Source organism: Mucilaginibacter glaciei (assembly GCF_014773245.1).
In the GTDB taxonomy this organism is placed as follows: Bacteria; Bacteroidota; Bacteroidia; order Sphingobacteriales; family Sphingobacteriaceae; genus Mucilaginibacter; species Mucilaginibacter glaciei.
In genome coordinates, this window is the sequence record NZ_JACWMX010000005.1 from 48,461 (window position 1) to 74,483 (window position 26,023).

At 43.1% G+C, this 26,023-nt stretch carries 23 protein-coding genes; 16 read left to right on the plus strand and 7 right to left on the minus strand.

What is annotated here, in order from left to right; translation table 11 throughout:
- Window positions 1-124: 124 nt before the first annotated feature.
- Window positions 125-1,942, plus strand: a complete 1,818-nt coding sequence (locus tag IDJ76_RS12685) for a sensor histidine kinase (RefSeq protein ID WP_191163707.1) — start codon at window positions 125-127, stop codon at window positions 1,940-1,942.
- A gap of 127 nt (window positions 1,943-2,069) precedes the next feature.
- Window positions 2,070-2,765, plus strand: a complete 696-nt coding sequence (locus IDJ76_RS12690) for a response regulator transcription factor (protein WP_191163708.1) — start codon at window positions 2,070-2,072, stop codon at window positions 2,763-2,765.
- Between the two features lie 213 nt (window positions 2,766-2,978).
- Here IDJ76_RS12690 and IDJ76_RS20995 read toward each other — a convergent pair whose 3' ends face one another.
- The gene (locus tag IDJ76_RS20995; RefSeq protein WP_262892222.1) at window positions 2,979-3,104 is read right to left on the minus strand and encodes a VOC family protein; all 126 of its coding nucleotides are present in this window, start codon (window positions 3,102-3,104) and stop codon (window positions 2,979-2,981) included.
- Between the two features lie 296 nt (window positions 3,105-3,400).
- Between IDJ76_RS20995 and IDJ76_RS12695 the strand changes: the two genes are divergently transcribed.
- Window positions 3,401-3,979, plus strand: coding sequence for a hypothetical protein (locus IDJ76_RS12695; RefSeq protein ID WP_191163709.1), 579 nt, complete (start codon window positions 3,401-3,403; stop codon window positions 3,977-3,979).
- Between the two features lie 84 nt (window positions 3,980-4,063).
- Here the strand turns inward: IDJ76_RS12695 and IDJ76_RS12700 are convergent, their stop codons facing one another.
- Complete coding sequence (locus IDJ76_RS12700; protein WP_191163710.1) at window positions 4,064-4,516, minus strand: DUF6036 family nucleotidyltransferase; 453 nt, start codon at window positions 4,514-4,516, stop codon at window positions 4,064-4,066.
- Complete coding sequence (locus IDJ76_RS12705) at window positions 4,509-4,718, minus strand: hypothetical protein (RefSeq protein WP_191163711.1); 210 nt, start codon at window positions 4,716-4,718, stop codon at window positions 4,509-4,511. Before IDJ76_RS12705 ends, IDJ76_RS12700 begins: the two co-directional genes overlap by 8 nt.
- Window positions 4,719-4,831: 113 nt before the next feature.
- Here IDJ76_RS12705 and IDJ76_RS12710 point away from each other — a divergent pair, with 113 nt between their 5' ends.
- Window positions 4,832-6,409: a M28 family metallopeptidase gene (locus tag IDJ76_RS12710; RefSeq protein WP_191163712.1), complete on the plus strand. Its 1,578-nt coding sequence runs from the start codon at window positions 4,832-4,834 to the stop codon at window positions 6,407-6,409.
- Window positions 6,410-6,799: 390 nt separating this feature from the next.
- On the opposite strand, the gene dxs is transcribed toward IDJ76_RS12710, so the two are convergent.
- Entirely contained in the window at window positions 6,800-8,728 is a 1,929-nt protein-coding gene (dxs, locus tag IDJ76_RS12715; RefSeq protein ID WP_191163713.1) for a 1-deoxy-D-xylulose-5-phosphate synthase, read from the minus strand.
- A 206-nt stretch (window positions 8,729-8,934) separates the two neighbouring features.
- On the opposite strand from dxs, the gene IDJ76_RS12720 reads away from it, so the two are divergent.
- Window positions 8,935-10,041 (plus strand): carboxypeptidase-like regulatory domain-containing protein, encoded by a 1,107-nt coding sequence (locus IDJ76_RS12720; RefSeq protein WP_191163714.1) that lies wholly within the window; start codon window positions 8,935-8,937, stop codon window positions 10,039-10,041.
- A gap of 57 nt (window positions 10,042-10,098) precedes the next feature.
- The gene (locus tag IDJ76_RS12725; RefSeq protein ID WP_191163715.1) at window positions 10,099-10,857 is read left to right on the plus strand and encodes a segregation and condensation protein A; all 759 of its coding nucleotides are present in this window, start codon (window positions 10,099-10,101) and stop codon (window positions 10,855-10,857) included.
- Window positions 10,858-10,981: 124 nt separating this feature from the next.
- Here IDJ76_RS12725 and IDJ76_RS12730 read toward each other — a convergent pair whose 3' ends face one another.
- Window positions 10,982-11,362: a hypothetical protein gene (locus tag IDJ76_RS12730; protein ID WP_191163716.1), complete on the minus strand. Its 381-nt coding sequence runs from the start codon at window positions 11,360-11,362 to the stop codon at window positions 10,982-10,984.
- Between the two features lie 458 nt (window positions 11,363-11,820).
- On the opposite strand from IDJ76_RS12730, the gene glyA reads away from it, so the two are divergent.
- Both glyA and IDJ76_RS12740 read left to right on the plus strand, forming a co-directional pair.
- Window positions 11,821-13,107 (plus strand): serine hydroxymethyltransferase, encoded by a 1,287-nt coding sequence (glyA, locus tag IDJ76_RS12735; protein ID WP_191163717.1) that lies wholly within the window; start codon window positions 11,821-11,823, stop codon window positions 13,105-13,107.
- Window positions 13,108-13,109: 2 nt separating this feature from the next.
- Window positions 13,110-16,235 carry a PAS domain-containing protein gene (locus IDJ76_RS12740; RefSeq protein WP_191163718.1) on the plus strand — a complete coding sequence of 1,042 codons (3,126 nt, stop codon included), beginning with the start codon at window positions 13,110-13,112 and terminating at the stop codon, window positions 16,233-16,235.
- Between the two features lie 138 nt (window positions 16,236-16,373).
- On the opposite strand, the gene IDJ76_RS12745 is transcribed toward IDJ76_RS12740, so the two are convergent.
- Both IDJ76_RS12745 and rlmN read right to left on the minus strand, forming a co-directional pair.
- Window positions 16,374-17,072: a ComF family protein gene (locus tag IDJ76_RS12745; RefSeq protein WP_191163719.1), complete on the minus strand. Its 699-nt coding sequence runs from the start codon at window positions 17,070-17,072 to the stop codon at window positions 16,374-16,376.
- Between the two features lie 18 nt (window positions 17,073-17,090).
- Window positions 17,091-18,164: a 23S rRNA (adenine(2503)-C(2))-methyltransferase RlmN gene (rlmN, locus tag IDJ76_RS12750; RefSeq protein ID WP_394367926.1), complete on the minus strand. Its 1,074-nt coding sequence runs from the start codon at window positions 18,162-18,164 to the stop codon at window positions 17,091-17,093.
- Window positions 18,165-18,312: 148 nt separating this feature from the next.
- On the opposite strand from rlmN, the gene IDJ76_RS12755 reads away from it, so the two are divergent.
- The 8 genes from IDJ76_RS12755 (at window position 18,313) to tatA (ending at window position 25,973) form a co-directional block, all read left to right on the plus strand.
- Window positions 18,313-19,488, plus strand: coding sequence for an amidohydrolase family protein (locus IDJ76_RS12755; RefSeq protein WP_191163720.1), 1,176 nt, complete (start codon window positions 18,313-18,315; stop codon window positions 19,486-19,488).
- 129 nt (window positions 19,489-19,617) lie between these two features.
- On the plus strand, window positions 19,618-19,899 hold the full coding sequence (locus IDJ76_RS12760; protein WP_191163721.1) for an acylphosphatase: 282 nt from the start codon (window positions 19,618-19,620) through the stop codon (window positions 19,897-19,899).
- Window positions 19,900-19,920: 21 nt separating this feature from the next.
- A complete protein-coding gene (locus tag IDJ76_RS12765) occupies window positions 19,921-21,405 on the plus strand; it encodes an oligosaccharide flippase family protein (RefSeq protein ID WP_191163722.1) in 1,485 nt (494 codons plus the stop codon).
- The gene (locus tag IDJ76_RS12770; protein WP_191163723.1) at window positions 21,402-23,150 is read left to right on the plus strand and encodes a tetratricopeptide repeat protein; all 1,749 of its coding nucleotides are present in this window, start codon (window positions 21,402-21,404) and stop codon (window positions 23,148-23,150) included. The genes IDJ76_RS12765 and IDJ76_RS12770 overlap by 4 nt, the downstream gene beginning before the upstream one ends.
- Window positions 23,128-23,922: a DUF4292 domain-containing protein gene (locus IDJ76_RS12775; RefSeq protein WP_191163724.1), complete on the plus strand. Its 795-nt coding sequence runs from the start codon at window positions 23,128-23,130 to the stop codon at window positions 23,920-23,922. The genes IDJ76_RS12770 and IDJ76_RS12775 overlap by 23 nt, the downstream gene beginning before the upstream one ends.
- Before the next feature lie 19 nt (window positions 23,923-23,941).
- Entirely contained in the window at window positions 23,942-25,237 is a 1,296-nt protein-coding gene (locus tag IDJ76_RS12780) for a murein hydrolase activator EnvC family protein (RefSeq protein WP_191163725.1), read from the plus strand.
- A 54-nt stretch (window positions 25,238-25,291) separates the two neighbouring features.
- Window positions 25,292-25,750 carry a Sec-independent protein translocase subunit TatA/TatB gene (locus tag IDJ76_RS12785; RefSeq protein ID WP_191163726.1) on the plus strand — a complete coding sequence of 153 codons (459 nt, stop codon included), beginning with the start codon at window positions 25,292-25,294 and terminating at the stop codon, window positions 25,748-25,750.
- Window positions 25,751-25,787: 37 nt separating this feature from the next.
- The gene (tatA, locus tag IDJ76_RS12790) at window positions 25,788-25,973 is read left to right on the plus strand and encodes a twin-arginine translocase TatA/TatE family subunit (protein WP_191163727.1); all 186 of its coding nucleotides are present in this window, start codon (window positions 25,788-25,790) and stop codon (window positions 25,971-25,973) included.
- The last annotated feature ends 50 nt before the right edge of the window (window positions 25,974-26,023 follow it).

The window sequence follows — 26,023 nt, forward strand, 5'->3', positions numbered from 1 at the left end:
TTAAGATTATTATAACAAAATTAACAAACAGTTATTGTTCAAGTGTTTAAATGTAGCGTTTCAAATTGTTAAAAATTGTTAAAAGCAAGTGTAATCAGCTTAATTAAAATAATTTTGTGATTGCATGAAAAAACGGAGCATTGTTATTTTAATAGGGTTGATGGGTATTGCGCTTTTGGGCGTAGTAGTTATGCAACTGTATTTTTTGCGCCAGAGTTATTTAATGCAGTCAGATCTGTTCAGCAACACTGTTAATGAAGCCCTGAATAATGTAGTTACCAAAGTAGCCAAGCAGGATGCTAATAACTATTTGAACGCCCGGCTGCGAAAGGTTAATATGCCCGGCACCACCCTTGCCGAAAGAAAGACCCGCATCAGCATTAATGGCAGTATTACCGAGGTTAGTACTTCTGTAAAGCGGAAAAAGCGACAAACCAAACGCGAACTTAAACTGGCCATGTTGCGTGATAGCCTGAAACGGATGATCATGCATAAAAAACTGGATGATGAGCAAGCTGCTCTGGCAAAAAAGGGATCACTCAATCTGCGTATCCGTGTAGAGGAATTTACAGATGAGTTTGGTGATGTACATGGCCGCTTTATCCCTGAGATTGTGCGGGCCGCACCGTTGCCAGTTAAAAGAAAGTTAACCAAGTTTGATACTATCCGCTATACCTACATCGACCCGCAATTTGGTAAGCAAGTCATATCCGAGATCAATATCAACCCCGAGTGGCAACGTCGCCAGATAAAATTACAAAAGGAACGGCAGCTAAAGCAGATACAGAAAATGCTGGAGGTGGATTCTTTACAAAATGCACCGCAGGATAAAAAGAAATCGCTGGTGTTTGAAAACCTGGCCATTGAATATGGCAAAACAAACGAGCCGCTAAAAAACAGGTTGAACAGTTTCTGGATCGATTCCCTATTACGGTTCGAACTGCATAACCGCGGTATCTTTTTGCCGTTCAGCTATGAAGTATCTACCGCGAACAGCGATTCGCTCATCTTTTCAAGCGCAATGGATGTTGATGGCCGTAAGCCCCAGTTTATTGCCGCCAATACTTATCAAAAGGCAATTTTTAATAATGAACTGATCAATGACCCCGGGATGATCAAAATCTCGTTCCCGCAAAAAAGCTCATTTATATTGGGTAATATGACGGCTACTATCGGCACAACCGGCGGCTTGCTCTTTGTGCTGATATTTTGCTTTGGGTTCACTATTTTCTCTATTCTTAAACAGAAAAAAGTTTCTGAAATGAAGATAGATTTCATTAACAACATGACCCACGAATTTAAAACCCCGGTATCAACCATTATGATAGCCAGCGAAGCTTTAAAGGATGAGGAGATTGCCCGCGATAAGACGCGGGTTGCGCGGCTGGCGAATGTTATTTATGAAGAGAACGTACGCCTGGGCAGCCATATAGAACGTGTGCTTAACATCGCGCGGATAGAGAAGAACGACTTTAAGCTGGATCAGAAACCGGTTGATGTAAATGAAATGATAACCATTGTGTTGGATAGCATGGCCCTTAAGCTGCATAAGGTTGATGCCGTTACCACTTTAAATTTAGATGCCGATAGCCCCGTAATAATTGCCGACGAGCTCCATTTTAGCAACGTATTATATAACCTGATAGATAACGCCATCAAATACAGCAGCGAATCGGCGGATATAGCCATTAGCACAATAAACAAAAATGGCCACGTTTGTATTAAAGTTGCCGATAAAGGCATTGGCATGAACCGCGACCAGCAAGCTAAGATATTTGAGCAGTTTTACCGTATACCCACCGGCAATCTGCACGACGTTAAGGGTTTTGGCTTGGGCTTAAGCTATGTTAATACGATAGTGAAGCGTATGGATGGAACCATCAGTGTACGATCTGAGAAAGATAACGGATCAGAATTTGAATTGAAGTTCCCGGTTGCGTAAAATAGGAAGTCCGCAAGACTTAATAAGTAGGGAAGTACGTAAGTCGAATAGTTATCACGTTAAATATAGTTTTTCAAACCTTTCGGTATTCCGGTATTCCGGCTTCCGCACTAAACAACCACCTGTCATGAAAAAAATACTACTTGTTGAAGACGACCCCAACCTTGGTTTGCTGTTGCAAGACTACCTGCAGTTAAAGGGTAAATTTGATGTAGTATTATGTAAAGATGGTGAAGAGGGCTTGCGTGCCTTTACCAAACAGACTTATGATTTGCTGATATTGGATGTAATGATGCCCAAAAAAGATGGGTTTACATTAGGAAAGGAGATTAGGAAGATAAACCCGCGCGTGCCCATCATTTTTGCGACGGCAAAGGCCATGATCGAAGATAAAACGCAGGCCTTTAATCTCGGCGGCGACGATTATATTACCAAACCCTTTAGGATAGAGGAGTTGCTGCTACGGATAAATGCCTTGCTAAAACGGACGGAAAGCCCGGCCGGGAAGCAAATTGACGATAGTCCCTCGCAATTTAAATTAGGCAAATACAATTTTGATTATACTTCGCAAACGATCATTCATGATGGGCTGATACAAAAGTTATCCACCAAGGAGGCCGAACTTTTACGCCTGCTTTGCCTTAAAAAGAACGAGGTACTTACCCGCGAAGAAGCCCTGCTTAATATATGGCATGACGACAATTATTTTAACGGACGCAGTATGGATGTGTTTTTAAGCAAGATCCGTAAGTATCTGAAAGACGATCCATTGGTCGAGATCATTAACGTGCATGGCCGCGGATATAAACTCCTAATTAATTAATCGGCTTTAGGGGTGCCGGAAATATCTTCGCCAAAGTGAATAATATTGCCAGCATTATCCAGAATACTGAATTGGCGCATACCCACTCCACATCTTTTAGTTTACCGTTGGGGTTAACGACCCCTTGTGCTTTTAATTCTTCATAAAGCTCCTCAACCCCGGTTACGTTTATAAACAGCCGGTTGCTTTGGGTATTTCGGGTTCTTTCGTAGGCTAGTGATGGACAGCTACCCCTTCACGGCTGAATATCAGATACCCGTCCCAACTGGAATGAAAGGTAAACCTCAGTTTTTCGGTATAGAACTTAACGGCCTCTTTTTCATTTAAAGAGGAAAGCATGGTATGGCTGTTTGTGCCAAAAAGGCAAAAAATGATGTGCTAAAATGGTACAATATGAATTATTTGAACATCAGCTATGTGAATATTTTGTGATAATGTTCACAAAAATATTCAATTACTTTAGCGGCATGGGCATAAAAGCTTTAAAATAAAATTGGTAAAAAAACTATTGTATTTGTCTAAAAATCAAGGAGGTTAACTTATCCGTTAAAAAATTAACGTTCCGTTTACTTAAAATAATGGCCTTAATGGCATCGGTGGCATATCAATTGATAAACGATGTGAAAAACATCATTATGAAAAAATTTACTTTACTTTTCGTTTTAGCAGTAGCATTTGCTGCATCTGCGTCTGCACAGATCCAACAAGGCAATGTACTTGTAGGCGGTAACTTTACTAATCTTAACTTAGGCCTTAACGACCCAAAGGTATTCAGCCTGGATATTACGCCTAAGGCAGCATGGTTCGTACAAGACAACATTGCACTGGGTGGTTATGTAAACCTGGGTATCCAAACAGCTAAAAATTCTAACACTACTACAAGCTACGGCGTAGGTGGGTTAGGCCGTTACTATACCGGTAAAGATGTTGAGGTTTTACGCCACGGCCGTTTCTTTGCCGAGGGTACTTTAGGTATTGGTGGTGTTAACGTGAGCAATGGCGGCGGTAATACCAATGGCTTAAACTTTAGCGCAGGCCCTGGTTTCGCTTACTTTGTTACACCTAACATCGGGTTAGAAACTTTGTTAAAATACAATGGCTTGGGTGGTTTTGGTAGCCAGGGTTACCAAAGTAACTTGAATTTATCTTTTGGTTTCCAGATCTATCTGCCAGGTAAAGGTACCGCCAGAAAAGTGATGAACGACGTTAGATAATTAACAATTAACAAAAATTCCGAACGGTATCAGCAATCGCTGATGCCGTTTTTTATTGACCGGCATTTTGGCGATTAAGGAAAACTATGTTAAATTTTCGAGGTCGTCTAAATCTTTAGACCGGGCTGATTTTTTCTTAGCAACGATCAAGTCATTTAAATGGATGGTTCTTATATTTAGGCCGTCGTCGTTAAAGTATATAGCTTGTTTAAAGCAACTGTCAAATTCAAGCCCTAAAACTTCCACCATTATATCTATGGCAGAAGGGGGCCTTCCAAAGGTAAACACGTCGCTATTATTATCAAACAGGAATTTTTCTTCAGTCATGTCGAACACAGGCATCCCAAAATGGAGAAAAGCGAGCTTGATTTTTTTGTAATTTTCAAGCGTCCTGTCTACCCAGATATCCATATCGCCTGTAGTCCTGGAGTATCCGTGCAGTATAACAGAAAAACCGCCTACTAAAATATACCTTACTTCGTTTGTATTTAACGCTTCAATAAAATCTTGAAAATCTTCTTTGAAAATATTACCCATTGTTTCGGCGTCTGATACTAAAGGCGGTTTTATCCATCCTTGGCGGTTCATTCTCAGGGTAATTGAACGCTATGCTGTTTAAATAGTTCGCTATTTTTAACCTTTCCTGCCATGTCAGGCTTTTATAGTAGGCAGCATGGTTGGAAGCTTCTTTAGCCGTTTGTGCTTTAAACGCAGTCCTGTCTAAACGGAAATTACTCATAATTCAAATATACCTCAAAATCTAAACTACGTGTAACAGATTTGTTAAATCGTTGGCGAAGTAATCATGGTTATTTTAAATAAGTTTGTTACTGATTAACTAACTGACTGAAAATGAAATTAAAACTACTTTACACTTGTTTGGCAATTACAGGTATAACAGCTTCGGCATTAGCCCAGGAAACTGTAGACCAGGCCGCTGTTCAAAAAATTCGCGAAGAAGGTTTAAATCACTCTAAAGTGATGGAAACCGCCTTTTACCTTACAGACGTCGCAGGCCCGCGTTTAGCAGGCTCGCCGGGTTTAAAACGCGCGCAGGACTGGGCCGTTAAAACACTGGCAGGCTGGGGTATGGTCAATTCCAAATTAGAGCCTTGGGGTAAATTTGGTAAAGGCTGGGAAGTTCAAAAGAATTATGCAGCTATTACCGTGCCTTACTACCACGCCATAATCGCTATTCCGAAAGCGTGGACTCCCGGCACTAACGGCCCTATAAAAGGTGATGTAATATTGGTAAAGGCCGATACCACTACCGACCTGGATAAGTACAAAGGCAAGCTGGCAGGTAAGATCATCATATTTGATACACAGCAAACCAAATTAGCCCAAGGCACCAAGGCTGATCTATCCCGCTATACAGATGAGGAATTGGATAAAATGGCTGCAGCCACCATGGCTCCGGCTGGTGGCCCACGCCGCGCGTTTGATCCTAACAGCCCGCAAATGGCAGCACGCCGTAAAGCTTTGGTGATGCGTACTGTTTTAAATAAATTTTTACTGGACGAGAAGGTTGGGCTGATATTGGCGCAAGGCCGCGGTACTGATGGTACCACCTTTACTACAAACGGTGCATCATATGCCGATACTGCTAAAACCGTTGCACCTGAATTAGAAACCAGCGGCGAAGATTACCTGCGTGTTTTACGTTTGGTAAAGGCAGGCCAAAAGGTAACCATGGAGGCTGACATCAAAACAGAATTTTTCACCAATGACTTGCAAGGCTACAATGTGGTTGCCGAAATACCGGGTACCGACAAGAAATTGAAAGACCAGGTAATTATGATTGGCGGCCATTTAGATTCATGGCATGGTGCAACCGGCGCTACTGATAACGCTGCCGGTAGCGCGGTAATGATGGAGGCAATGCGCATCCTTAAAACTATCGGCTACAAACCAAAGCGTACTATCCGTATTGCTTTATGGAGCAGCGAGGAGCAGGGCTTGTTTGGTTCACGAGGTTACGTGGCATCGCACTTTGGCGACCCGCGTACCATGGTGCTTAAACCCGAGCAGGCTAAATTGGATGCCTACTATAACCTGGATAACGGTACCGGTAAAATTCGCGGTATTTATTTGCAGGGCGATAGCGCGGCCGGGCCGATATTTAAGGCATGGTTAGCACCTTTTAAAGATCTGGGTGCAACTACGGTAACCGTAAGCAATACCGGGGGTACAGACCACCAGAGCTTTGATGCAGTAGGTTTACCGGGTTTCCAGTTCATACAGGATGGTATGGACTATAACACCCGTACCCACCACAGCAACCAGGATACCTATGATCGTTTAAGCGAAGATGATTTGAAACAGGCGGCTACTATCGTAGCCTCTTTCGTTTACAATACCTCAGAGCGGATGGACATGATCCCGCGTAAAGCATTGCCAACGCCTCCACCCGCAGCACCGGGCAGGTAATTTCCCTATAGACAATATGAATTAACAAAGGCGATGAGTTTTAAACTTATCGCCTTTGTTGTTAATTTGTTCACGTGAACACTATGAACACCGTGAACAAACTTTAAACTGTTGATAATAAGCGACTTCAAAAAATGGCTACTGACACGGTAGTGCCACCATTTTGCACTCGCTCCGCCGAAGCCGAGTGAGCTGTATTATAGGGCTTCCGGCCACAGCTATAACCAGATTCACCGGCCGGAGGCCGGAGAATAGTCGTCACTCGGCTGCAGCCAAGCGACAGCGGAGGTTTTCGCTTATAAGAAGGATACTGAAATAATTCAGCATGACCCGGTTAAACAAAAAATCTTCTTTAAAAATTAAAGAGGATTTACTGTTTTTAAATGTTCTTTACGATGCTATAATATGCTTATTACATTTAATAGCCAGACTGCGCACCGTGCCGGCAATGCCTGCGGCATCATAACCGCATTCGGCCCAAAGTTCGGGTTGTTCGCCGTGTTCAATAATATGATCGGGGATACCCAGGCGGGTAACATTTGCCTGGTATTTGTTATCGGCCATAAATTCTAATACCGCTGTACCCATGCCGCCTTCCAAACACCCATCTTCAACCGTAATTACATAGGCATATTTTTGAAAAACTTCGTGCAACAGGTCTGCATCCAAAGGTTTTACAAAACGGAGGTCGTAATGGGCGGGGTAAAAGCCGTCGTTATTCAGATCGGCAATGGCTGTTGTAGCTTCGTTGCCTATTGTGCCTATAGTTAATATGGCTACTTCCTCGCCATCACAAATTTTGCGACCCTTACCAACAGGGATCGCTTTCATCGGGCGGCGCCAGTCAACCATCACCCCATTGCCGCGCGGGTAGCGGATCACAAACGGCCCCATATCATCCTGCTGGGCAGTGTACATCAGGTTGCGCAGTTCTTCTTCATTCATCGGTGCGGATACCGTCATGTTAGGGATACAGCGCATGTAGGCCAGGTCATAAGCACCGTGGTGTGTTGGCCCGTCGGCACCGGCAATACCGGCACGGTCCAAACAAAATACCACGTTAAGGTTCTGTATGGCTACATCATGTATCACCTGGTCATAGGCCCGTTGCATAAAGCTGGAGTAGATGTTACAAAAAGGTATCAAGCCTTGCGTAGCCATCCCGGCGCTAAAGGTAACGGCGTGCTGCTCGGCAATGCCCACGTCAAACGCGCGGTTAGGCATAGCCTTCATCATGAGGTTTAATGAACAGCCCGATGGCATCGCAGGCGTTATCCCCATTATTTTAGGGTTAGCCTCGGCCAGTTCAATGATGGTATGGCCAAACACATCCTGATATTTAGGCGGTTGTGGCTTCTCGTAAGTCGTTTTCTTGATTTCGCCGGTTATCTTATCAAACAAGCCGGGTGCGTGCCATTTAGTCTGGTCCTTTTCGGCCAGTGCATAGCCCTTGCCCTTTGTGGTAACGCAGTGCAGCAGTTTTGGGCCGGGAATGTCGCGCAAGTCGCGGATCAGTTTCACCAGGTGTTTTACATCATGGCCGTCAACCGGGCCAAAATATCTAAACTTAAGCGCCTCAAAAAAGTTACTCCGTTTTAGCAGGGTACCTTTAATACTTTTCTCTAATTTCTGCGCAATTTTAAAAGCATCAGGGCCAATAGAAGATAGCTTGGTTAAAACACTCGCGATATCATCCCTAAACCTGTTATACGGTTTTGAGGTAGTAATATCGGTTAAATATTCTTTTAGCGCACCAACGTTAGGGTCAATGGCCATGTTGTTATCATTCAGTATCACCAGGATATTGGTGTTTTCGATACCGGCATGGTTAAGTGCCTCAAAGGCCATACCTGCGGTCATAGATCCATCGCCAATAACGGCAACATGCTGTCTGTCGGTTTCGCCTTTATATTGCGAAGCCACGGCCATTCCCAAAGCTGCCGAAATAGAGGTAGAGGAGTGACCCACGCCAAAGGTATCGTAAATACTTTCAGCTCTTTTTGGGAAACCGCTAATGCCACCGTGCAAACGGTTGGTATGGAAATCCTCGCGGCGGCCGGTTAGTATTTTATGCCCGTAAGCCTGGTGCCCAACATCCCACACTAACTGGTCGTAAGGGGTGTTTAAAACATATTGTAAGGCAACGGTAAGCTCAACAACCCCCAGGCTTGCTGCAAAGTGGCCGCCGTTTACCGACACGATATCGATAATATACTGGCGCAACTCTTTACATACCTGTTCCAGATCATCTTCGTTAAGTTGCTTTAGATCAGAAGGATAATTGATATTTTTTAAAAGATCACCGGCGGGTACCTGCATTTATTTCGTTCGTGTATTTTAACTTACAAAACTAAGTTATTTTTATGGAATATATTAAAGGTAGCTATTGTTTTGTAATTAACAACGCCGTAATAATAAAAGTTAAAAATTCGCTAATAAATCCCGATTATGTATATTTAAAAGCCGGTTCATTTTACAGAAATAGTATAATTTATTTAATGCAGGATCACCGTAAATTTTACTACATGCCAAAACTATACATGCTTTTAGCCTTGTTGTTTTTAACCGCTTTAGCAAAAGGGCAATATGCCGTAATGGGAACGGTTAGGGATGAAAAAGGCGAAATACTCCCGGGGGCTACGGTTTTTATTACCGGTACCAAATTTATTACAGCTTGTGATAACAACGGTAATTTTAGCATAGGCGGCCTCTCGGCAGGTAGTTATGCCATTGCCGTTAAAATGATGGGGTTTAACCCGCTTGCAACGTCTGTTATCATTAGCAATAAGGCTTTAAACGTTGTTTTAAGGCTAACCCCTGATGCGCGTACCTTAAAACAGGTAATAATAGTTGGCGATAATAACTGGCAAGACCGCTACCAGATATTTAGACGGTATTTTTTAGGTACAACGCCCAACGCTGCCGAATGTAAGATCATCAACCCTAAAATACTTTATTTCCGGTTTGATAAGCAATCCAATATCTTATCGGCCACTGCAGATGATTTTTTAATAATAGAAAACAACGCCCTGGGTTACCGGATCAAATACCTGCTTAATAATTTTGAGTACAATGAGCAAACTCACCTATTAAAGTACGATGGCTACCCGTCTTTTCAGGATCTTGAACCCAAATCGGCCAAATTGTTGGCCTATTGGCAAAAAAACAGGAAAAAGGCATACAATGGATCTGTAACGCATTTCATAAAGGCTGTTTTTCAGAATAAGCCCTATGCCAGCGGCTATGAGTTATTTAAGATCATCAACAAACCGTTGCCAGGCGAAGAACCCGACCCCAAAAAACCTGTTTATTTTGACAGGCGCCCTGTTGTTTTAGATTCTTTATTAACAAATGATACGGAAGAAGGCTTCAAAGTTTTTGCTTTTAAAGATTGCCTGTTTGTGCTGAATACCAAAGAGCAGCCATCGGCAGAATTTGCCAATAGCAGTTACAAGGTTGAAAAACCGTTAAACGCCAACCTGCCTAACGGACAAATCTCCGTTTTACATTTGCTGGATAGCCGTGTACTGATAGATGCTAATGGTAATTTTAAGGAACCCGGTGCGCTACTTTTTGAGGGTTATATGGGCTGGGAACAAATTGCCGACCTGGTGCCCCTCGAGTTTAATTAACGCTTAAAATATGGGCCGCTTAGGCGATAAATAATATTAATAGCTGTAGTTTTGAGTATGACAGATGATGCTTTCGCGATACGGTTGCCGCAGTTTGAGGGGCCGTTTGATCTGTTGCTTTTTTTCATAGAACGCGACGAGCTGGATATTCATGATATCCCTATTGCCCGCATTACTAACGATTTCCTGACCTATATCCACCAGATGACGGTGCTGAATATGGAGCTGGCCAGCGAGTTTATTTTTGTAGCCGCCACCTTGATGCGTATCAAGGCCAAGATGCTGCTGCCGCGCCATCAAACCGGCGAGGAAGAGAACGAGATGGATACGAAGGAGGGCTTGATCCGTAAGTTGATAGAATACAAGAAATTTAAAGAACTGTGCGATGAACTGCGCCCCTTTGAAGAGGAGCGTTTTAAGCAGGAAAAACGTGGCAATATCAAGGCCGACCTGGAGCAGGTAGAGAAAGTTGCCGTACCGGGCGAAGAATTATCTGACATTAACCTGTTTAAATTGATGACGGTTTACAGCCGTTTGATGCGCCAGTTTTTAACCCGCACCGAAGAAGTTACACACACAGTTACCCAATACCCATATACGATTGAAAAACAAAAAGCCGCTATCAGCGATCTGCTGCGGATAAACAGCAAGCTTGATTTTAGCAGCATAAAAGGCAATTCAGAAAACCGCGTGCACTTTGTTTATAATTTTTTAGCCGTGCTGGAGATGCTGCAGCAAGAGCTGATAGACATTACCATTGGCCTGGGCTTTAATAATTTTTGGATAGCGCCGCGGGGGGAGAAAGCTGAAAGCTAATGGCTAAAGTTTTCCGTTCGCCGCTCCGTAAGCGTCTTCGGCTTGTGGCGCACACGAAGTTAAAAGTTTAGTAAAAATCAATTATTGGCTTGCGCCGGGGTAATACTCCCCAATGATAGTATAGTTATTTGACCTTTACGTAATTAATATCGCTATCGCTGTTAATCTCTATCTCAATAACTCCTTTAAAAGAAATATCCACATCCGAGCTTCTTATCGAAGAATCTATAGGCAGATTATGCATAAAAGTTTTGAAATCATGAAGTTGAATAGTCCCATAAGAATATTCCCAACGTCCTTTTTGTGTTTTAAGGCTATCTCGCACGACGACTTTATGAATATATTGGAAGTTATTATATAAAAACACACTGTCCACAACGTTTTTTTCATTGGAAATATAAACTCCAGGTAAACTACTTTGTAAAGGATGACACCCATAAAACGATAGAAATAGCAAAGCCAAAATAATTATAAATTTTACCGTTGTTTTCTTTCTACGTACCATATAAAGCGTTGATAAATTGTACTTGCGGCGTGAGTTGACCGGGACTTATGTGCACAAAATGTACACCGCTACCGCATGCGTCCTCGATTGTGGCAGTCACGTAAGGTAGCCATTTTAGCATCTTCTTTCATTTACAAATCTTAAATTTCGAAAATTTGGCCACAAGCCGTGGACGCTTGCGACAGCGGTAGAATAGACTTCACGCTAAGGCATTGAGGATTATATTTCACGCTAAGGCGCAAAGTTTGGATGGCCTTAGCGTCTTAGCGTCTTTGCGTGAGACATGATTTTATCAATGCGGCGGCAGCATAATTGATCTTTAGCAACCTAACAGTTGTCTCCCTCAATCCTTAACCGCAATTATCTGTATTTAGTCCGATATTGTTTTTGTCTCAAATCTCAATACACTTAACTCAAATCTAATATTATAGCTAACTTAGCGCGCATTACACACAACAATGAAAAGAGACAAATTAATATTCAAACTGTTAGATGAAGAACAGCTTCGCCAGGAAGAAGGCATTGAGCTGATAGCGTCTGAAAACTTTGTGAGCAAGCAGGTTATGGAAGCTGCGGGTTCTGTTGCAACTAACAAATATGCCGAAGGCTTACCGGGCAAACGCTACTATGGCGGTTGCGAGGTGGTTGATGAAATTGAGACCATTGCCATTGAACGTGCTAAACAGCTTTTTAATGCTGAGTGGGCTAACGTGCAGCCGCACTCTGGCGCACAGGCCAACGCAGCGGTAATGCTGGCCGTTTTACAGCCCGGCGATAAAATATTAGGGTTCGATCTTTCGCATGGCGGGCACTTAACCCACGGTGCATCGGTTAACTTTTCAGGTAAATTGTATGACCCGCACTTTTACGGTGTGGTAAAAGAAACCGGTTTGATCGATTACGAGCAACTGGAACGGGTTGCCCTGGAGCAAAAACCAAAACTGATCATCTGCGGTGCTTCGGCCTACTCGCGCGATTGGGATTATGAATTCATCCGTGCGGTGGCCGATAAGGTTGGCGCACTGGTGCTGGCAGATATTTCACACCCGGCGGGGATGATAGCGCGTGGCTTGTTAAAAGATCCGCTTCCGCATGTACATATTGTTACCACCACTACCCATAAAACATTACGCGGCCCACGCGGCGGGCTTATCTTGTTAGGTAAAGATTTCCCTAACCCTTTCGGTTTAAAAACGCCAAAGGGCGAAGTGCGCATGATGTCGTCATTATTAGATATGGCTGTATTCCCGGGTACGCAGGGCGGGCCGTTAGAGCATATTATTGCTGCTAAGGCAATTGCCTTCGGCGAGGCCCTGTCTGACGGGTACATGAAGTACATTTTACAGGTAAAATTGAACGCTGCCGCAATGGCCGACGCGTTTGTAAAATTGGGCTATAATATCATATCGGGCGGTACAGACAACCACCTGATGCTGATAGATCTGCGCAATAAAAATATTACCGGTAAAGCTGCCGAGAATGCCCTCGTTTCTGCCGATATTACGGCAAACAAAAACATGGTACCTTATGACGATAAATCGCCATTTGTTACATCGGGTATCCGTTTGGGTACCGCCGCAATTACCACCCGTGGTTTAAAGGAAAAGCACATGGAAACCATTGTTGAATTGATAGACATGGTGCTGATGGACCCAGAAAATGAAACTACTTTGAAAAAGGTACGTAAAAAGGTGCACAAAATGATGGAAGACCATCCACTGTACCGAGATAAGCATTTAGATTAAAAATGGCAGAACAGCATCCTCTTTCAGGTAATGAGCAGGACCGCCTGGCGGCACTCGACTCATACGGTATCATGGATACCTTACCGGAGAAGGAGTATGATGCTATTACGCGGCTGGCATCCTATATATGCCAGTCGCCTATTGCTTTTATTTCATTTATTGATGATAAAAGGCAGTGGGTAAAGGCCGGCTTAGGGTTGGGTATACAAGAAGTCGCTGTCGAAGACTCCTTTTGTAAGTACACTATCCTGCAAGACAATGTAGTGGAGATTGCGGATGCCTCCAGGCATGAAGTTTTTAAGGACAGTGAGATGGTTAAAGGCGATTTTGGCCTGCGGTTTTATGCCAGTGCACCCCTTATAGATCCCGATGGTCATCGCATAGGCACCCTGTGCGTTATCGACCAAAAGGTTAAAGAACTTACCGACGAACAGCGCGACGCCATGCGCATCCTGGCCAACGAGGTGATGTCGCACCTGATTTTGCGAAAGCAAAAAAAGGAGTTGGAGAAAAGCCTGGCCGTACACAAGGAATTTTATACGCTGTTCAACAACTCGCCCGAAATACATTTTATAGCCGGCCAGGATTCCAGGATAGAATTGATAAATGATGCCGTGACCGGAATACTGGGCTATACGCCCGGCCAGGCGATTGGTATTTCGCTTTGGGATTTTGTGGTGGGCAAAAACCGCGAATTATACATTCCGCTTATCGAAAAGGCCATTGCCGCGCAAACCCCCATCGAGTTAGAAACGCAAACCATTACCGGTGGTGGCGAAGTGAAGTGGCTCAGTTGGACAGCGGTTAACCGTGCAGGCAAATGGTATGCCAGCGGCAGGGATATTACTTTTCAAAAAAGACTGATCTTAGAAACCGAGCAACTATCGTTAGTTGCCAGCAAGATAAAAAACGGTGTAGTGATCAGCAATGCCGATGATAAGGTGGTTTGGACTAACAATGCCTTTGAAACCATCACCGGCTACAATTTAACTGATGCTGAGGGTAAGTTCCTGGGTGAGGTGATCAAAGGTAAGCCAAAAGATAAAGAGGCAGAAAAGGCACTGGTAGAGGCACGGGCGAAAAACCTGTCGTACGAGGTGGAGCTGTCTATGACCACCAAAACCGGTGCCCCTATTTGGATAGCGGTAAACAACTCAGTCATATTTGCCGCCGATGGCACCGTAGAAAAATACATCCGTATCATTATCGATATTACCGCCCGCAAACGTGCCGAGCATGATGTAGAGATCTTATCTTTCGCGGCGCGCAAATCGCCAAGCGGTATCATGATCCGCGATAGCGAGGGGAAGATCATCTGGATGAATGAGAGCATGGAAGGGATCATCGGCTATTCATTAGATGAGTTGAAAGGGCATACCGTTGGTACTATGCTGGTTGGCCCAGAAACCGACCTCAGTGTATTTGAAAGTGCGTTACAGGCCGTAAAGGAAAACAGGCCGTATGAGGTAGAGATCAAAATTTATAAGAAAGATGGCGCAACTACCTGGGTGTATATATCAAACAGCCCGCTGTTTAACGATGAAGGCAGTGTTGAGCGGCAGATAGCGGTGATGGTTGATATTACTGCCCGCAAAAAAACCGAAGAACAACTGACTATGCTTTCCCTGGTGGCCAGTAAAACCACCAGCGGCGTAGTGATAAACAATAGTGACGGCTGTGTAGAATGGGTAAACGATGCCTTTGAAAAAATCACGGGCTTTAGTTTGGATGATGTAAAAGACAAACACCTGGGCGACTCTTTAAAAGGTGAGCTAACGGATGTCGCCATCATAACCAAAGCACGTGAACTATCGGCACAGAAGCAATCATTTGAGGTTGATATGCTGATGTACCGTAAAGATGGCCAGCCGCTTTGGATCACGGTGATTAATTCGGTAATCATGGCAGATGACGGTAAGGTAGATAAATACATCGAAGTAATTATTGACATTACCGCTAAAAAGAAGGCCGAACTGCAATTGGTTGCCGCCCGCGAAGAAGCTATCCAGTTAAGCCGTGCCAAAGATATGTTTATCGGGGTAATGAGCCACGAGATCCGTACACCACTGAATGCGGTGATCGGCATGTCGCACCTGTTGCTGGAAGATAACCCTTTACCATCGCAAAAAGAGAACCTGGGGATCCTTAAATTTTCGGCAGAGAACCTGATGACTTTGATTAACGATGTGTTGGATTTTACCAAAATAGAAACCGGTAATATCGAACTGGAGAGTGCCAGGCTGGACCTGCGCGATATGGTGAACAGCATCAGCGGATCGATGCAATATAAAGCCGCGGAACATAAAATTTATCTGAAACAAAGTATTGATGATAGTATACCCGCCTTTGTTTTAGGCGACAGGGCCAGACTTACGCAGATTTTACTAAATTTGGTGAGTAATTCGGTTAAATTTACTGCAACGGGTGGCGTTACTATCCATTTAAAGGTAATAGAGAACAATAAAAAGAGCGTCAGGATACGATTTGCGGTGTCTGACACAGGAATTGGTATTGCAAAAAACAAATTAAGTACCATATTTGAATCTTTTAAGCAAGCCGAGGCCGATACAACCCGTAATTACGGCGGTACCGGGTTAGGCTTAGCAATAAGTAAACGCCTGATAGAACTGCATGATTCGCGCATCAACGTGGATAGTGTGCCGGGCGAAGGATCGACATTTTGGTTTACGATTACCTTAAAAAAGATAGATAACCAGACCATTAACAATAGCAACAAAGTGGAAACAGGATTAAATATTAATGTACTGGTGGTTGACGATAACCAGATTAACAGGTTACTGATCAACAAAGTGTTAAAAAAATGGGGCGCCACTGCCGATTTTGCCGAAAACGGCCAGGAAGCTATTGATAAATTGGAACAGCACAAAAACTTTGATGTAGTGCTGATGGATATTCACATGCCCATAATGGGTGGGCTCGAAGCAACCGGGGAGATCCGCACAAAAACAGATCCATATTTCCAAAAATTACCGATTATCGCTTTAACAGCATCTATGTTGGGCAGCCAGATGGGCGAGATAGAAAAAGCCGGTATGAATGATTATATCTTAAAACCATTTGACCCCAAAGTGCTATTTGATAAACTAAGCAGGTACCAGAAGCAGTAGTGAGTGGTCAGTGGTCAGTGGTCAGTGGTCAGTGGTCAGTGGTCAGTGGTCAGTGGTCAGTGGTCAGTGGTCACAAGCATTATGTTAACTTGAAAATGCTCTTTTTAGACTGATGGATCCCAGATTCAATTTTAAAAGTTACTCTGCGTAGGCAATCGTAGCGATACTTAATTTTAGCCCCGGTATTTTTAGTAATTCAATCCCGCAGGCCTCCAGGGTCGAGCCGGTGGTGACAATATCATCCACCAATAAAATGTGCTTACCCTTCAAATCTTCCGGGCGGGCAATTGAAAAAACCTCCTTCATATTCTCGAACCGCGCGAAGCGCGATTTATGTGTTTGTGTTTTAGTGGCAACGGTACGCACCAGGTTATCCAGATCAATCCGTGCATTTAATTTGTCGGCCAGGCCTTCGGCAAAGCTGGCGCTTTGGTTATAGCCGCGTTCCTTTAGCCTTTTTTTATGCAGCGGCACGGGTATGATCACATCTGCTGAATTGAAAATTTCGTTTTGCAAGAGTTGTTGCCCCGCAATGTTCCCAAGCAGGTTGCCTATCCGTTGCATCCCATTATACTTAAACTGGTGCATCATATTTTGGATATTACCGCCCTTATTAAAGTAGTAAAGAGAGTAAGCCGCTTCGACCTGTAGCTTGCCCCAAAACTGGCGGGCAACTATATTATCGGGCTGTAAATGAAAATTGGTTAGGGGCAAATTGTAAAGGCAGCCGGTACAAAGCAGGTGTTCGTTAGCTATCAGGTTTTCGCTGCAGGCTACACAAAGCTGCGGGAATATCAGTGAAACAAAATCGGCAAGGTAAGTGCGGAGCAATAGCATGCCCTAATTTAGCAGAAATTATACTTGTGCAGTTACTTCTTTCTTCTTTTCGTTAATAGCCAATTGCCCGCAGGCGGCATCAATATCTTTACCACGGCTACGGCGCAGGTTGGTGTTTACGCCCTGGCTGCGCAGGTAGTTGGCAAAGGCTTCCACTTTATCTTCGCCGGCGTTAACAAAGGCCGCCATCGAAATGGGGTTGTACTCAATAATATTTACCTTACAGGGTAGATGCTTGCAAAACTGGGCCAGTTCCTTAGCATCCTGAATATTATCATTCACACCGTCAAAAATAATGTACTCGTAGGTTACTGCATTTTTGGTTTTGGCGTAGTAGTATTTTAAGGCATCGGCCAGTGCAGCTAACGAGTTTTGCTCGTTAATAGGCATTATAGTATTTCGTTTTTCATCATTAGCGGCATGTAATGACAGGGCAAGGTTAAACCTCACCTCGTCGTCGCCCAATTTGCGGATCATTTTTGCAATACCCGCGGTAGATACCGTAATGCGTTTAGCAGCCATATTTAAGCCATCTTCAGCCGTAATGCGCTCGATAGATTTTAACACATTGGCATAGTTAAGCAGCGGCTCGCCCATACCCATGTACACAATGTTTGAAAGGGGGATGCCGTAGTTTTCGCGCGCTTGCTTATCAATTAAAACAACCTGGTCATAAATTTCATCGGGGTTGAGGTTGCGTTTACGCTCCATATAACCGGTGGCGCAAAATTTACAGGTAAGGCTGCAACCCACCTGCGATGATACGCAGGCCGTCATCCGTTCAGAAGTTGGAATTAAAACGCCTTCAATTAGGTGAGTATCATGTAATATAAAAGAATTTTTTATAGTTTTATCAGCACTAACCTGTGAAGTATTTATTTTGACGTTGTTAATGACAAAATTTTCGTTGAGTTTAGTACGAAGTTCTTTTGAAATATTGCTCATTTCATCAAAGGATAAACAAGATTTTTTCCAAAGCCACTCGTAAACCTGTTTTGCGCGAAAGCCCTTCTCGTCCATTACGATAAAGTGCTGTTGCATAGCATCAAGGCTAAGGCTTCTGATATCTATTTTACCTTTTTTGTCAATCACAATGCAAAAGTACTTAATTTTAAAAAATTCGTTGCCTATTAAAAGTCATTCATTTATAACATTAAAACAATAACTAAAAGTTAATTGTTGTGTTGTTTTAAGTAGGGGGGCCATAACAGGATTTTTAGAAGATACTAAGTTATATTTGATGAAAAGTTTTAAAGCCGATTACGTTTTCCCTGTTTATGCCGATCCGATTAAGAATGGAATAGTAACCGTTGATGATTCGGGAAAGATTATCGCGGTAGCAGCAACTCCCCACCCAGATCATGTTAACTTTCCCACAGAAACCCTGAGCGGCATCATTGCACCGGGTTTTATCAACACACATTGCCACACTGAGCTTTCACATCTTAAAGACAAAGTTAAACCCGGTGGCGGGTTAATTAGCTTTATACAAGATATACAAACTTTCAGGAACATTGACAAGGCCGAAATGCTGGACGCCGCCCAAAGGGCAGACCAGCAAATGTACGACAACGGTATTGTTGCCGTTGCAGATACAGCTAACAGTAACCTTACGGTGGCTATGAAAGAAAAGAGCAAGCTTTACTATCATACATTTGTAGAGATATTTGGCTTTTTACCGGACCGTGCCGACGAGCTTTTTGAAAAAGCCGGGCTGCTGGCCGATGAATTCAGGCCGCAATCGGTATCAGTGACCGCACACGCGCCTTATTCTGTATCAAAGGAATTGTTTAAGCTGATCAAGCACTTCAGCGATGGGGGTAATAAGAATCTTTTGAGCATCCATAACCAGGAGTGTGAGGACGAAAATAAATTTTACCGCTACAAACTGGGCGGCTTTATTGATATGTACAGGCATTTTGGCATCAATATAGACTATTTCAGGCCGCAGGCGCGTAATTCTTTACAGTCAGTCATCCCGCTGTTAAGCAACCGCCAAAAAATATTAATGGTACATAACACCTGCACCAATTTAAAAGACATTTATTTTATAAAACGTTTTGACCGTAAAATAAACTGGTGCTTTTGCCCCAACGCTAATGTGTACATAGAAAAACGCCTGCCCAAGGTGGAGCTTTTTGTTAACCAGGGCCTTAATATAACATTAGGTACAGATAGCCTGGCATCAAACAATGGCCTCAGCATTTTAAGCGAAATGCAAACTATACAGCAAAAATTCTCATCTATTAGTCTGCAAACCCTGTTGGAGTGGGGCACTAAAAACGGTGCTGAATTTCTGGATATTGCCGATACCAAAGGCACCATCGAAGTAGATAAAAGCCCCGGTTTAAACCTGATAACCGGGCTTGACGACCTGAAGCTTACTCCGGAGAGTAAAGTGAGGAAGCTGATCTAATCAGCTAATTTTCCGGTTCGGAAGTTTGAAAGCGTTTGCTTATTTAATTAAATAGCTGGTAATTTGACGCTGTTGATGGTTTACCGAAAAAGCAGATTCACCAAGTTTTAAAATTAAATAATTTTCAAATTGAAAAAACATTTAAAAATCACCGTAAAGGGTAAGGTACAGGGCGTGTTTTTTAGAGCCGGCGCCAAAGCCGTTGCCGATCAGTTAGGGGTGCGGGGCTTTGTACAAAACGTAAGTAACGGAGATGTTTACATAGAAGCCGAGGCCGACGATACCTTTATGGAAATGTTTTTAGAGTGGTGCCAGGAAGGAGCCGAGCACGCCGTAGTAACCGGTATAGAAACCCATGAGGGCGAATTAAAAAACTATTGTAATTTTGAGGTTATAAAAAAGACTTTATAAGTACACCTAACTTTCTTTTAATTGTCAACCGCTAAAAAATTCGCCGGGCAAACAGCTATATATGGTTTAACTACAATAGTTCAGCGATTACTAAGCTCGTTACTTACGCCCCTCTACACCAAGGCATATAATCCGGCAGTATATAGTGTTTTTAGCACTATGTTTAGCTACGCGGCAGTTTTGCAGGCGCTTTTGGCTTTCGGCATGGAAACAACCTTTTTCCGTTACCTTAATAAATATCCAGACGATAAAAAGAAGGTTTATAATAATAGTTTTTGGGCTGTTTTTATAGTAAGCGTTATCTTTCTGCTGTTTACTATCCCATTCACGCATGGCATTGCCGGGTTTATAAAAATTGGGAAGGGTACATCACAGGCGGAGTTTGAACAGTACATCCGTTATTTTATAGGTATACTGGTGTTGGATGCCTGGTGTGCCATTCCCTTTGCAAGGTTGCGTGCAGATGGCCGGCCGATAAAATACGGTACGATTAAACTCATCAACATAGTTGTGATGGTAACGCTAAACCTGGTGTTCATCTGGGGGCTGCCTTACACCATTAAACATCATATGTCCGGTTCAGAATGGCTTGGGCATTGGTTTGTTAAAGGGTGGGTAGGATATGTTTTTTTATCGAATTTGATTGCGAGCCTCATCACTTTAATTTTGTTATTGCCCGAACTTTTAAAGGTTGAACTAAGCTTTGATAAGGCTATGTTTAAAAATATGATGACATACAGCTGGCCGGTTATGGTTGCAGGGTTATCGTACATAATTAATGAGAACTTTGATAAAATATTGTTGGGCAAACTTTTACCGGATAATATAAGCGAGCATGAAGTAGGTATTTATTCGGCATGTGCCCGAATTTCTGTTTTTTTAAGTTTGTTTAATCAGGCATTCAGGATGGGGGCCGAGCCATTCTTTTTTAGTCACGCAAAAAATAAAAATGCAGGTACAACTTATGCCCGTATTATGGATTATTTTGTGATAACGATGTGCGTAATGTTTGTTGCTGTAGTAGCAAATATCCAGGTACTGAAATATTATGTAAACAACAAGGATTACTGGGTGGGTTTAGGCGTAGTGCCTCCGCTACTTTTAGGTTATGTATGTTTGGGAGTATACAGCAATTTATCAATTTGGTATAAATTGTCCGATCAAACAAAATATGGCTTATATATCTCCGGGATAGGAGCTGTTGTAACCATAATACTTAACGTTATCTTCATCCCTAAATACAGCTACATGGCTTCGGCTTGGATCTCGCTCATCGCTTATGCCAGTATGATGATCATGTCATACATTTGGGGGCAAAAAAATTATCCTATCCCTTATAACATTAAAAAGAACCTGGCTTATATCATTATATCGGTTGTGCTCGTTTACTTATCGTTCAGCGTGTTTAAGCGCAATATATTTATAGGCAATGGGTTGCTAATAATATTTGGACTTGGGGCGTTGTATAACGAACGAAAAGAACTAAAAGCTATATTTAGCAGATGAATATAAGACGCATAAACCGATCAAAAAGCACCCTGCTCACCATTTTAGGTTTAGGGCTGTCTGTGGCCGGTTTAGCGCAAAGCAAAGCCGGTAAAGATACCAATGCGGCCAAACCGCTTACCAATGCCGATAGCGGGCTGGTAAGGCAACTCTACTTTTCGGCCCTGCGCGAAAAAACTATCGAGAACTATAAACTGGCTTCAGAATATTTTAACCGTGTTTTGCAGATAGACCCCTCCAATGATGCCACCATGTTTGAACTGGCCAACCTGGAGCGGGGGCAAAACAACCCGAAATTATCCCGCACATTGCTGGAACGGGCAGTAACCATTAACCCCAACAACGAATGGTACTGGGCGGCACTGGCCGATAATTACGAGAAGACTAATGAGGTTGATAAATTAGAGAACGTTTTTAACCAGCTGATACGCCTTAACCCCGGTAAGCCCGATTATTACTACGATAAAGCCAATGCCTTTGCCATTCAGCAAAAGTATAACGAGGCCCTAAAATTATATGACCAGGCAGAGGAATTGGCCGGCCCGAATGATGACCTGCTTACCAATCGCCAAAAAATATACCTGAAACAGGGTGATATCAAGAACGCTGCAGCAAATTTGGAAAAAGCGATAGCCGCTAACCCCAATCAGTTAAGATATTACCTGATGCTGGCCGATATTTATAACTCTAACAATTTAAATGATAAAGCTACAGCTGTGTTGGAGCGCGCTAAAAAGTTAGACCCCAATAACGGTACCTTGCATTTGGCCCTGGCCGATATGTATCGAGAGAAAAAGAATTACGACGCCAGTTTTAAAGAGCTCGAAATTGCCTTTGCGTTCCCCGATGTAGATATCGACCAAAAAATACGGATCATAATGGGTTATGCCCCTCAATTTCCTGAGGCTAACGCCAAAGCAAGTGCCCTGGCATTAAGCAAAATTATAACGCAAGCCCACCCTGCAGATAACAAGGCCTTTGCCATTTATGGCGATATGCTTTTACAGAACGAAAAATATAAGGAGGCAAAGGAAGCCTACAAAAAATCGATCGGACTAAATAGCCAGGCCTATATTGTGCATGAGCAATTGGTAAGGATAGAACTGAGTGATAACGATTATAACGCCGCTGTAAAAGATGGCGAGAATGCGCTATCCTTTTTCCCTAACCAGGCTTGGATGAATTATTTAGTAGGTGTTGCCTGGCAGCAAAAAAAAGATAATAATAAGGCGATAAGCTATTTTAAGAATGCGGTGTCGTTAGAATTGGCCGACAAGGATCTGCTTTCGCAGGCATATTCTGCCCTGGGCGATTGCTATCATGGCATCAGCGACAATAAAAATTCTGATGCGGCGTATGATAAGGCAATCACTTATAATCCCGATAACGCTTTTACGCTCAACAATTACGCTTATTATTTGTCGTTAAGGAACGAGCAACTGGTAAAGGCGGCGCAAATGTCAAAGCATAGTAACGAATTGGTGCCGAATACCGCATCATTTGAGGATACCTACGCATGGATACTTTTCAAACAAAAGAATTACGCCGATGCTAAACTTTGGATAGAAAAAGCGCTCATACATGATAAAGGCGGCAGCGCGGGTAAAACCGAGCATTATGGCGATATCATGTATTTAATGGGCAATACCGATGCTGCCGTACAGCAATGGACAAAGGCAAAAGCACAAGGTGGTGCATCGCCGGTTTTAGAACGAAAAATAAATGAAAAGAAATATATGGAATAAAATAGGGTTTGTTTGCCTGTTGCTTATCGCAGCAAGTTGTTCAACCAAAAAACTGGTCGTGGTGAAACGGCCGGTTGCAGATTCAGCCTCGGTTGTAAAAACCGATGACAAAGCGGTTAAGATAGCCGCCATTCGTTCCAAACAAGTTACCTTCAATACCTTCTCTGGCAAGGCCAAAGCCAAATTAGTGGTGAACGGCGATGATAATGACGTAACGCTAAACATTCGCATAGCGCGCGATCAAAAGATCTGGATCTCTATCACCGCCATTGCCGGTATCGAGGTGGCCCGTGCGCAAATCACGCCTGATAGTTTGCTGGTAGTAAACCGCCTGCAAAGTGTTTATCTGAAAAAGCCTTTTAGTTATGTGTATGGCTACGCCAGTAAGCAGGTTAACTTCAAAACCATCCAATCGTTACTGGTTGGTAATGCCATAGGCGAGTTGTTGAATGAGGGTGCAGCCTTCAATCCAGAGGGTAACAACACCGCTGTTAGCGGCCAGTTGCAAGGCCTGATGTATAAATTATTATTAGGTGCCGATTTAAAGGTTACCCAAACTAACCTCTCAAACACCGCTGCAAGGCAGTCACTACAGGTAGCCAACAGTGTTTTCATACAAGCCACAAACAGGGTTATCCCATCGCAGGTTGATATTTTATCTACCGCAGGCAGCAATAAAATACAGGCCAATTTGCGTTACACCCGGGCCGATTTTGACCTCCCGTTAGAATATCCATTCAGTATCCCAAAAAGTTACGAGCCCGCTAATTAAAAAATTATATTTTTGATGGATGAAATTTTTTAGAACAGTCCTCTTTCTTTCCTTCGTTTTGGCAGCTACAGGCGCGTTTGCGCAAAGCAGCTCGGAGTTAAAACGCAGGCGCGATAAGCTTTCAGACGAGTTGGAGCAGCTTAATCGCGAATATCAGGAAACGGCCAGTAATAAAAAGGTTTCATTAAAACAGCTTAACATTTTAAAGGCGCAAATAAACCTGCGCGAAGAAAAGATAGTTAACATCAACTCCGAAGTAAGAAACTTAGATAATCAAATCTCACAGAGCAATAATACCGTACGTACATTACAAAGCCAGTTAGACCAGCTTAAAAAAGAATACGCCGGGATGGTGTTGTTTGCCTATCGTAATCAAAGTGCTTATAATAAACTGATGTTTATTTTTGCAGCTAAAGATTTTAACCAGGCTTACAGGCGGTTAAAATACCTGCAGCAATTTGGCACTTACAGGGAGCGGCAGGCGGGATACATCCAGGGTACGCAAAAGGACCTCAACATTAAGATAGTTGAGTTAGATAAAGATAAAAAGCAAAAGAATAACCTGCTAACTGAGCAGGAGAAGGAAAAAGAAACACTTGGTAAAGAAAAAAACAACCAGGTAAAAGTAATAGTTGACCTGTCTAAACACCAGGGCGAGTTAAAGCAACAGCAAAGGGATGTGCAAAAACGAATAGCACAAGCCCGCAGGCAGATAGATATTGCCATCCGTAAAGAAATTGAAGATGCACGGCGCGAGGCCGAGGCAAAGGCAGCGGCAGCGGCGAAAATTGCAGCCGCTAAAGCTAAGGCCGAGAACCGCGATGTTGCCCCCCCTGTTAAAAAGGCGATCAACAAGTCATCAACTAACAGCGAGGTGCTGAATGCAACACCCGAGGCTACCAAGTTGTCTAACGACTTTTTAGGTAACCGTGGTCGTTTACCGTGGCCCGTGGCTAATGGCCAGCTGGTGCATGGTTTTGGTACTTATACCGATAGCGAGGGAATTCGTAATGATAACCCGGGCTATGAGATAAGGACCGGTGCAGGGGCTGCCGTGAGGGCTGTGTTCGAGGGTGAGGTAACCAAGCTGGTTGATGTGAGTGGTACTTACCTGGTTATTATTAAACATGGAGAGTATTTTACAGCATACTCTAACTTGAAATCTGTCAATGTGGCTAAGGGGCAAAAGGTAAGTACTAAGCAAAGTATTGGCACCGTAGCCACAGACCCCGGCAGCGGCGAGGCCGAAGTGATTTTTTGCTTATATAAGGGTTCTGCGCCTGTCAATCCTAAGCTTTGGCTGGCAGACAATTAGTAGAACTTTATAGCGTTGTAATTGTATATATTTGTAACTTTAATAAACACCGGAATGTTAGGTACAGTTTTTTTATTTTTAAATATAGGTGGTGGCGAAATGATCCTGATCGTGTTTGCCGCGCTGATGTTGTTCGGTGGCGAAAAGCTGCCTGAGCTGGCACGTGGGTTGGGTAAAGGTATCCGTGATTTTAAGGATGCATCCGAGGATGTTAAGCGCGAGATAAACAACCAGATAAATAATTATGAGGATAAAAAGACCGAAATCAAGACATCAGAGGAAGAGCAAAAGGTAAATTCATACGAACCTGTTGCAGGTGCATTGCCGGCTTATGAAGGCCACGCCGCAACAGATGCTATTGAAGAGACTGAGATTCATAACCCGGAGGCACCTGAAACTTATGAGCATAAGGAAGTAGAACAGCCGGCTATTGAACATGAACACAGCGGCAGCATCGATCTGCAAAAGAAAGATGAGCCTGTTGCGAAAACTACAGAAGAGCATTATAAATAATCACAAAAATATTAACATAACATAAATTCAAATTATCATGGGTGGATTAGGCGCACCAGAAATTATTCTGATCATCGTTGCAATATTAATTATGTTCGGCGGTAAAAAAATTCCTGAACTAATGAAAGGTTTAGGCAAAGGTGTAAAGGAATTTAAAGACGCGCAGAACGGCGAAAGCACTACTGCAAACACAACAACTACAGAAGAGAAACCAAAGGTTTAGTCGCTATAATTATTGCAACCGGCTTTTGTTAGCCGTTTAAACTTATAACT

Excerpts from the sequence above, each read along its gene's own strand:
- IDJ76_RS12685 (WP_191163707.1), top strand. The coding sequence starts at position 125 with ATGAAAAAACGGAGCATTGTTATTTTAATAGGGTTGATGGGTATTGCG.
- IDJ76_RS12690 (WP_191163708.1), top strand. The coding sequence starts at position 2,070 with ATGAAAAAAATACTACTTGTTGAAGACGACCCCAACCTTGGTTTGCTG.
- IDJ76_RS20995 (WP_262892222.1), bottom strand. The coding sequence starts at position 3,104 with ATGCTTTCCTCTTTAAATGAAAAAGAGGCCGTTAAGTTCTATACCGAA.
- IDJ76_RS12695 (WP_191163709.1), top strand. The coding sequence starts at position 3,401 with ATGAAAAAATTTACTTTACTTTTCGTTTTAGCAGTAGCATTTGCTGCA.
- IDJ76_RS12700 (WP_191163710.1), bottom strand. The coding sequence starts at position 4,516 with ATGGGTAATATTTTCAAAGAAGATTTTCAAGATTTTATTGAAGCGTTA.
- IDJ76_RS12705 (WP_191163711.1), bottom strand. The coding sequence starts at position 4,718 with ATGAGTAATTTCCGTTTAGACAGGACTGCGTTTAAAGCACAAACGGCT.
- IDJ76_RS12710 (WP_191163712.1), top strand. The coding sequence starts at position 4,832 with ATGAAATTAAAACTACTTTACACTTGTTTGGCAATTACAGGTATAACA.
- dxs (WP_191163713.1), bottom strand. The coding sequence starts at position 8,728 with ATGCAGGTACCCGCCGGTGATCTTTTAAAAAATATCAATTATCCTTCT.
- IDJ76_RS12720 (WP_191163714.1), top strand. The coding sequence starts at position 8,935 with ATGCCAAAACTATACATGCTTTTAGCCTTGTTGTTTTTAACCGCTTTA.
- IDJ76_RS12725 (WP_191163715.1), top strand. The coding sequence starts at position 10,099 with ATGACAGATGATGCTTTCGCGATACGGTTGCCGCAGTTTGAGGGGCCG.
- IDJ76_RS12730 (WP_191163716.1), bottom strand. The coding sequence starts at position 11,362 with ATGGTACGTAGAAAGAAAACAACGGTAAAATTTATAATTATTTTGGCT.
- glyA (WP_191163717.1), top strand. The coding sequence starts at position 11,821 with ATGAAAAGAGACAAATTAATATTCAAACTGTTAGATGAAGAACAGCTT.
- IDJ76_RS12740 (WP_191163718.1), top strand. The coding sequence starts at position 13,110 with ATGGCAGAACAGCATCCTCTTTCAGGTAATGAGCAGGACCGCCTGGCG.
- IDJ76_RS12745 (WP_191163719.1), bottom strand. The coding sequence starts at position 17,072 with ATGCTATTGCTCCGCACTTACCTTGCCGATTTTGTTTCACTGATATTC.
- IDJ76_RS12755 (WP_191163720.1), top strand. The coding sequence starts at position 18,313 with ATGAAAAGTTTTAAAGCCGATTACGTTTTCCCTGTTTATGCCGATCCG.
- IDJ76_RS12770 (WP_191163723.1), top strand. The coding sequence starts at position 21,402 with ATGAATATAAGACGCATAAACCGATCAAAAAGCACCCTGCTCACCATT.
- IDJ76_RS12775 (WP_191163724.1), top strand. The coding sequence starts at position 23,128 with ATGAAAAGAAATATATGGAATAAAATAGGGTTTGTTTGCCTGTTGCTT.
- IDJ76_RS12780 (WP_191163725.1), top strand. The coding sequence starts at position 23,942 with ATGAAATTTTTTAGAACAGTCCTCTTTCTTTCCTTCGTTTTGGCAGCT.
- IDJ76_RS12785 (WP_191163726.1), top strand. The coding sequence starts at position 25,292 with ATGTTAGGTACAGTTTTTTTATTTTTAAATATAGGTGGTGGCGAAATG.
- tatA (WP_191163727.1), top strand. The coding sequence starts at position 25,788 with ATGGGTGGATTAGGCGCACCAGAAATTATTCTGATCATCGTTGCAATA.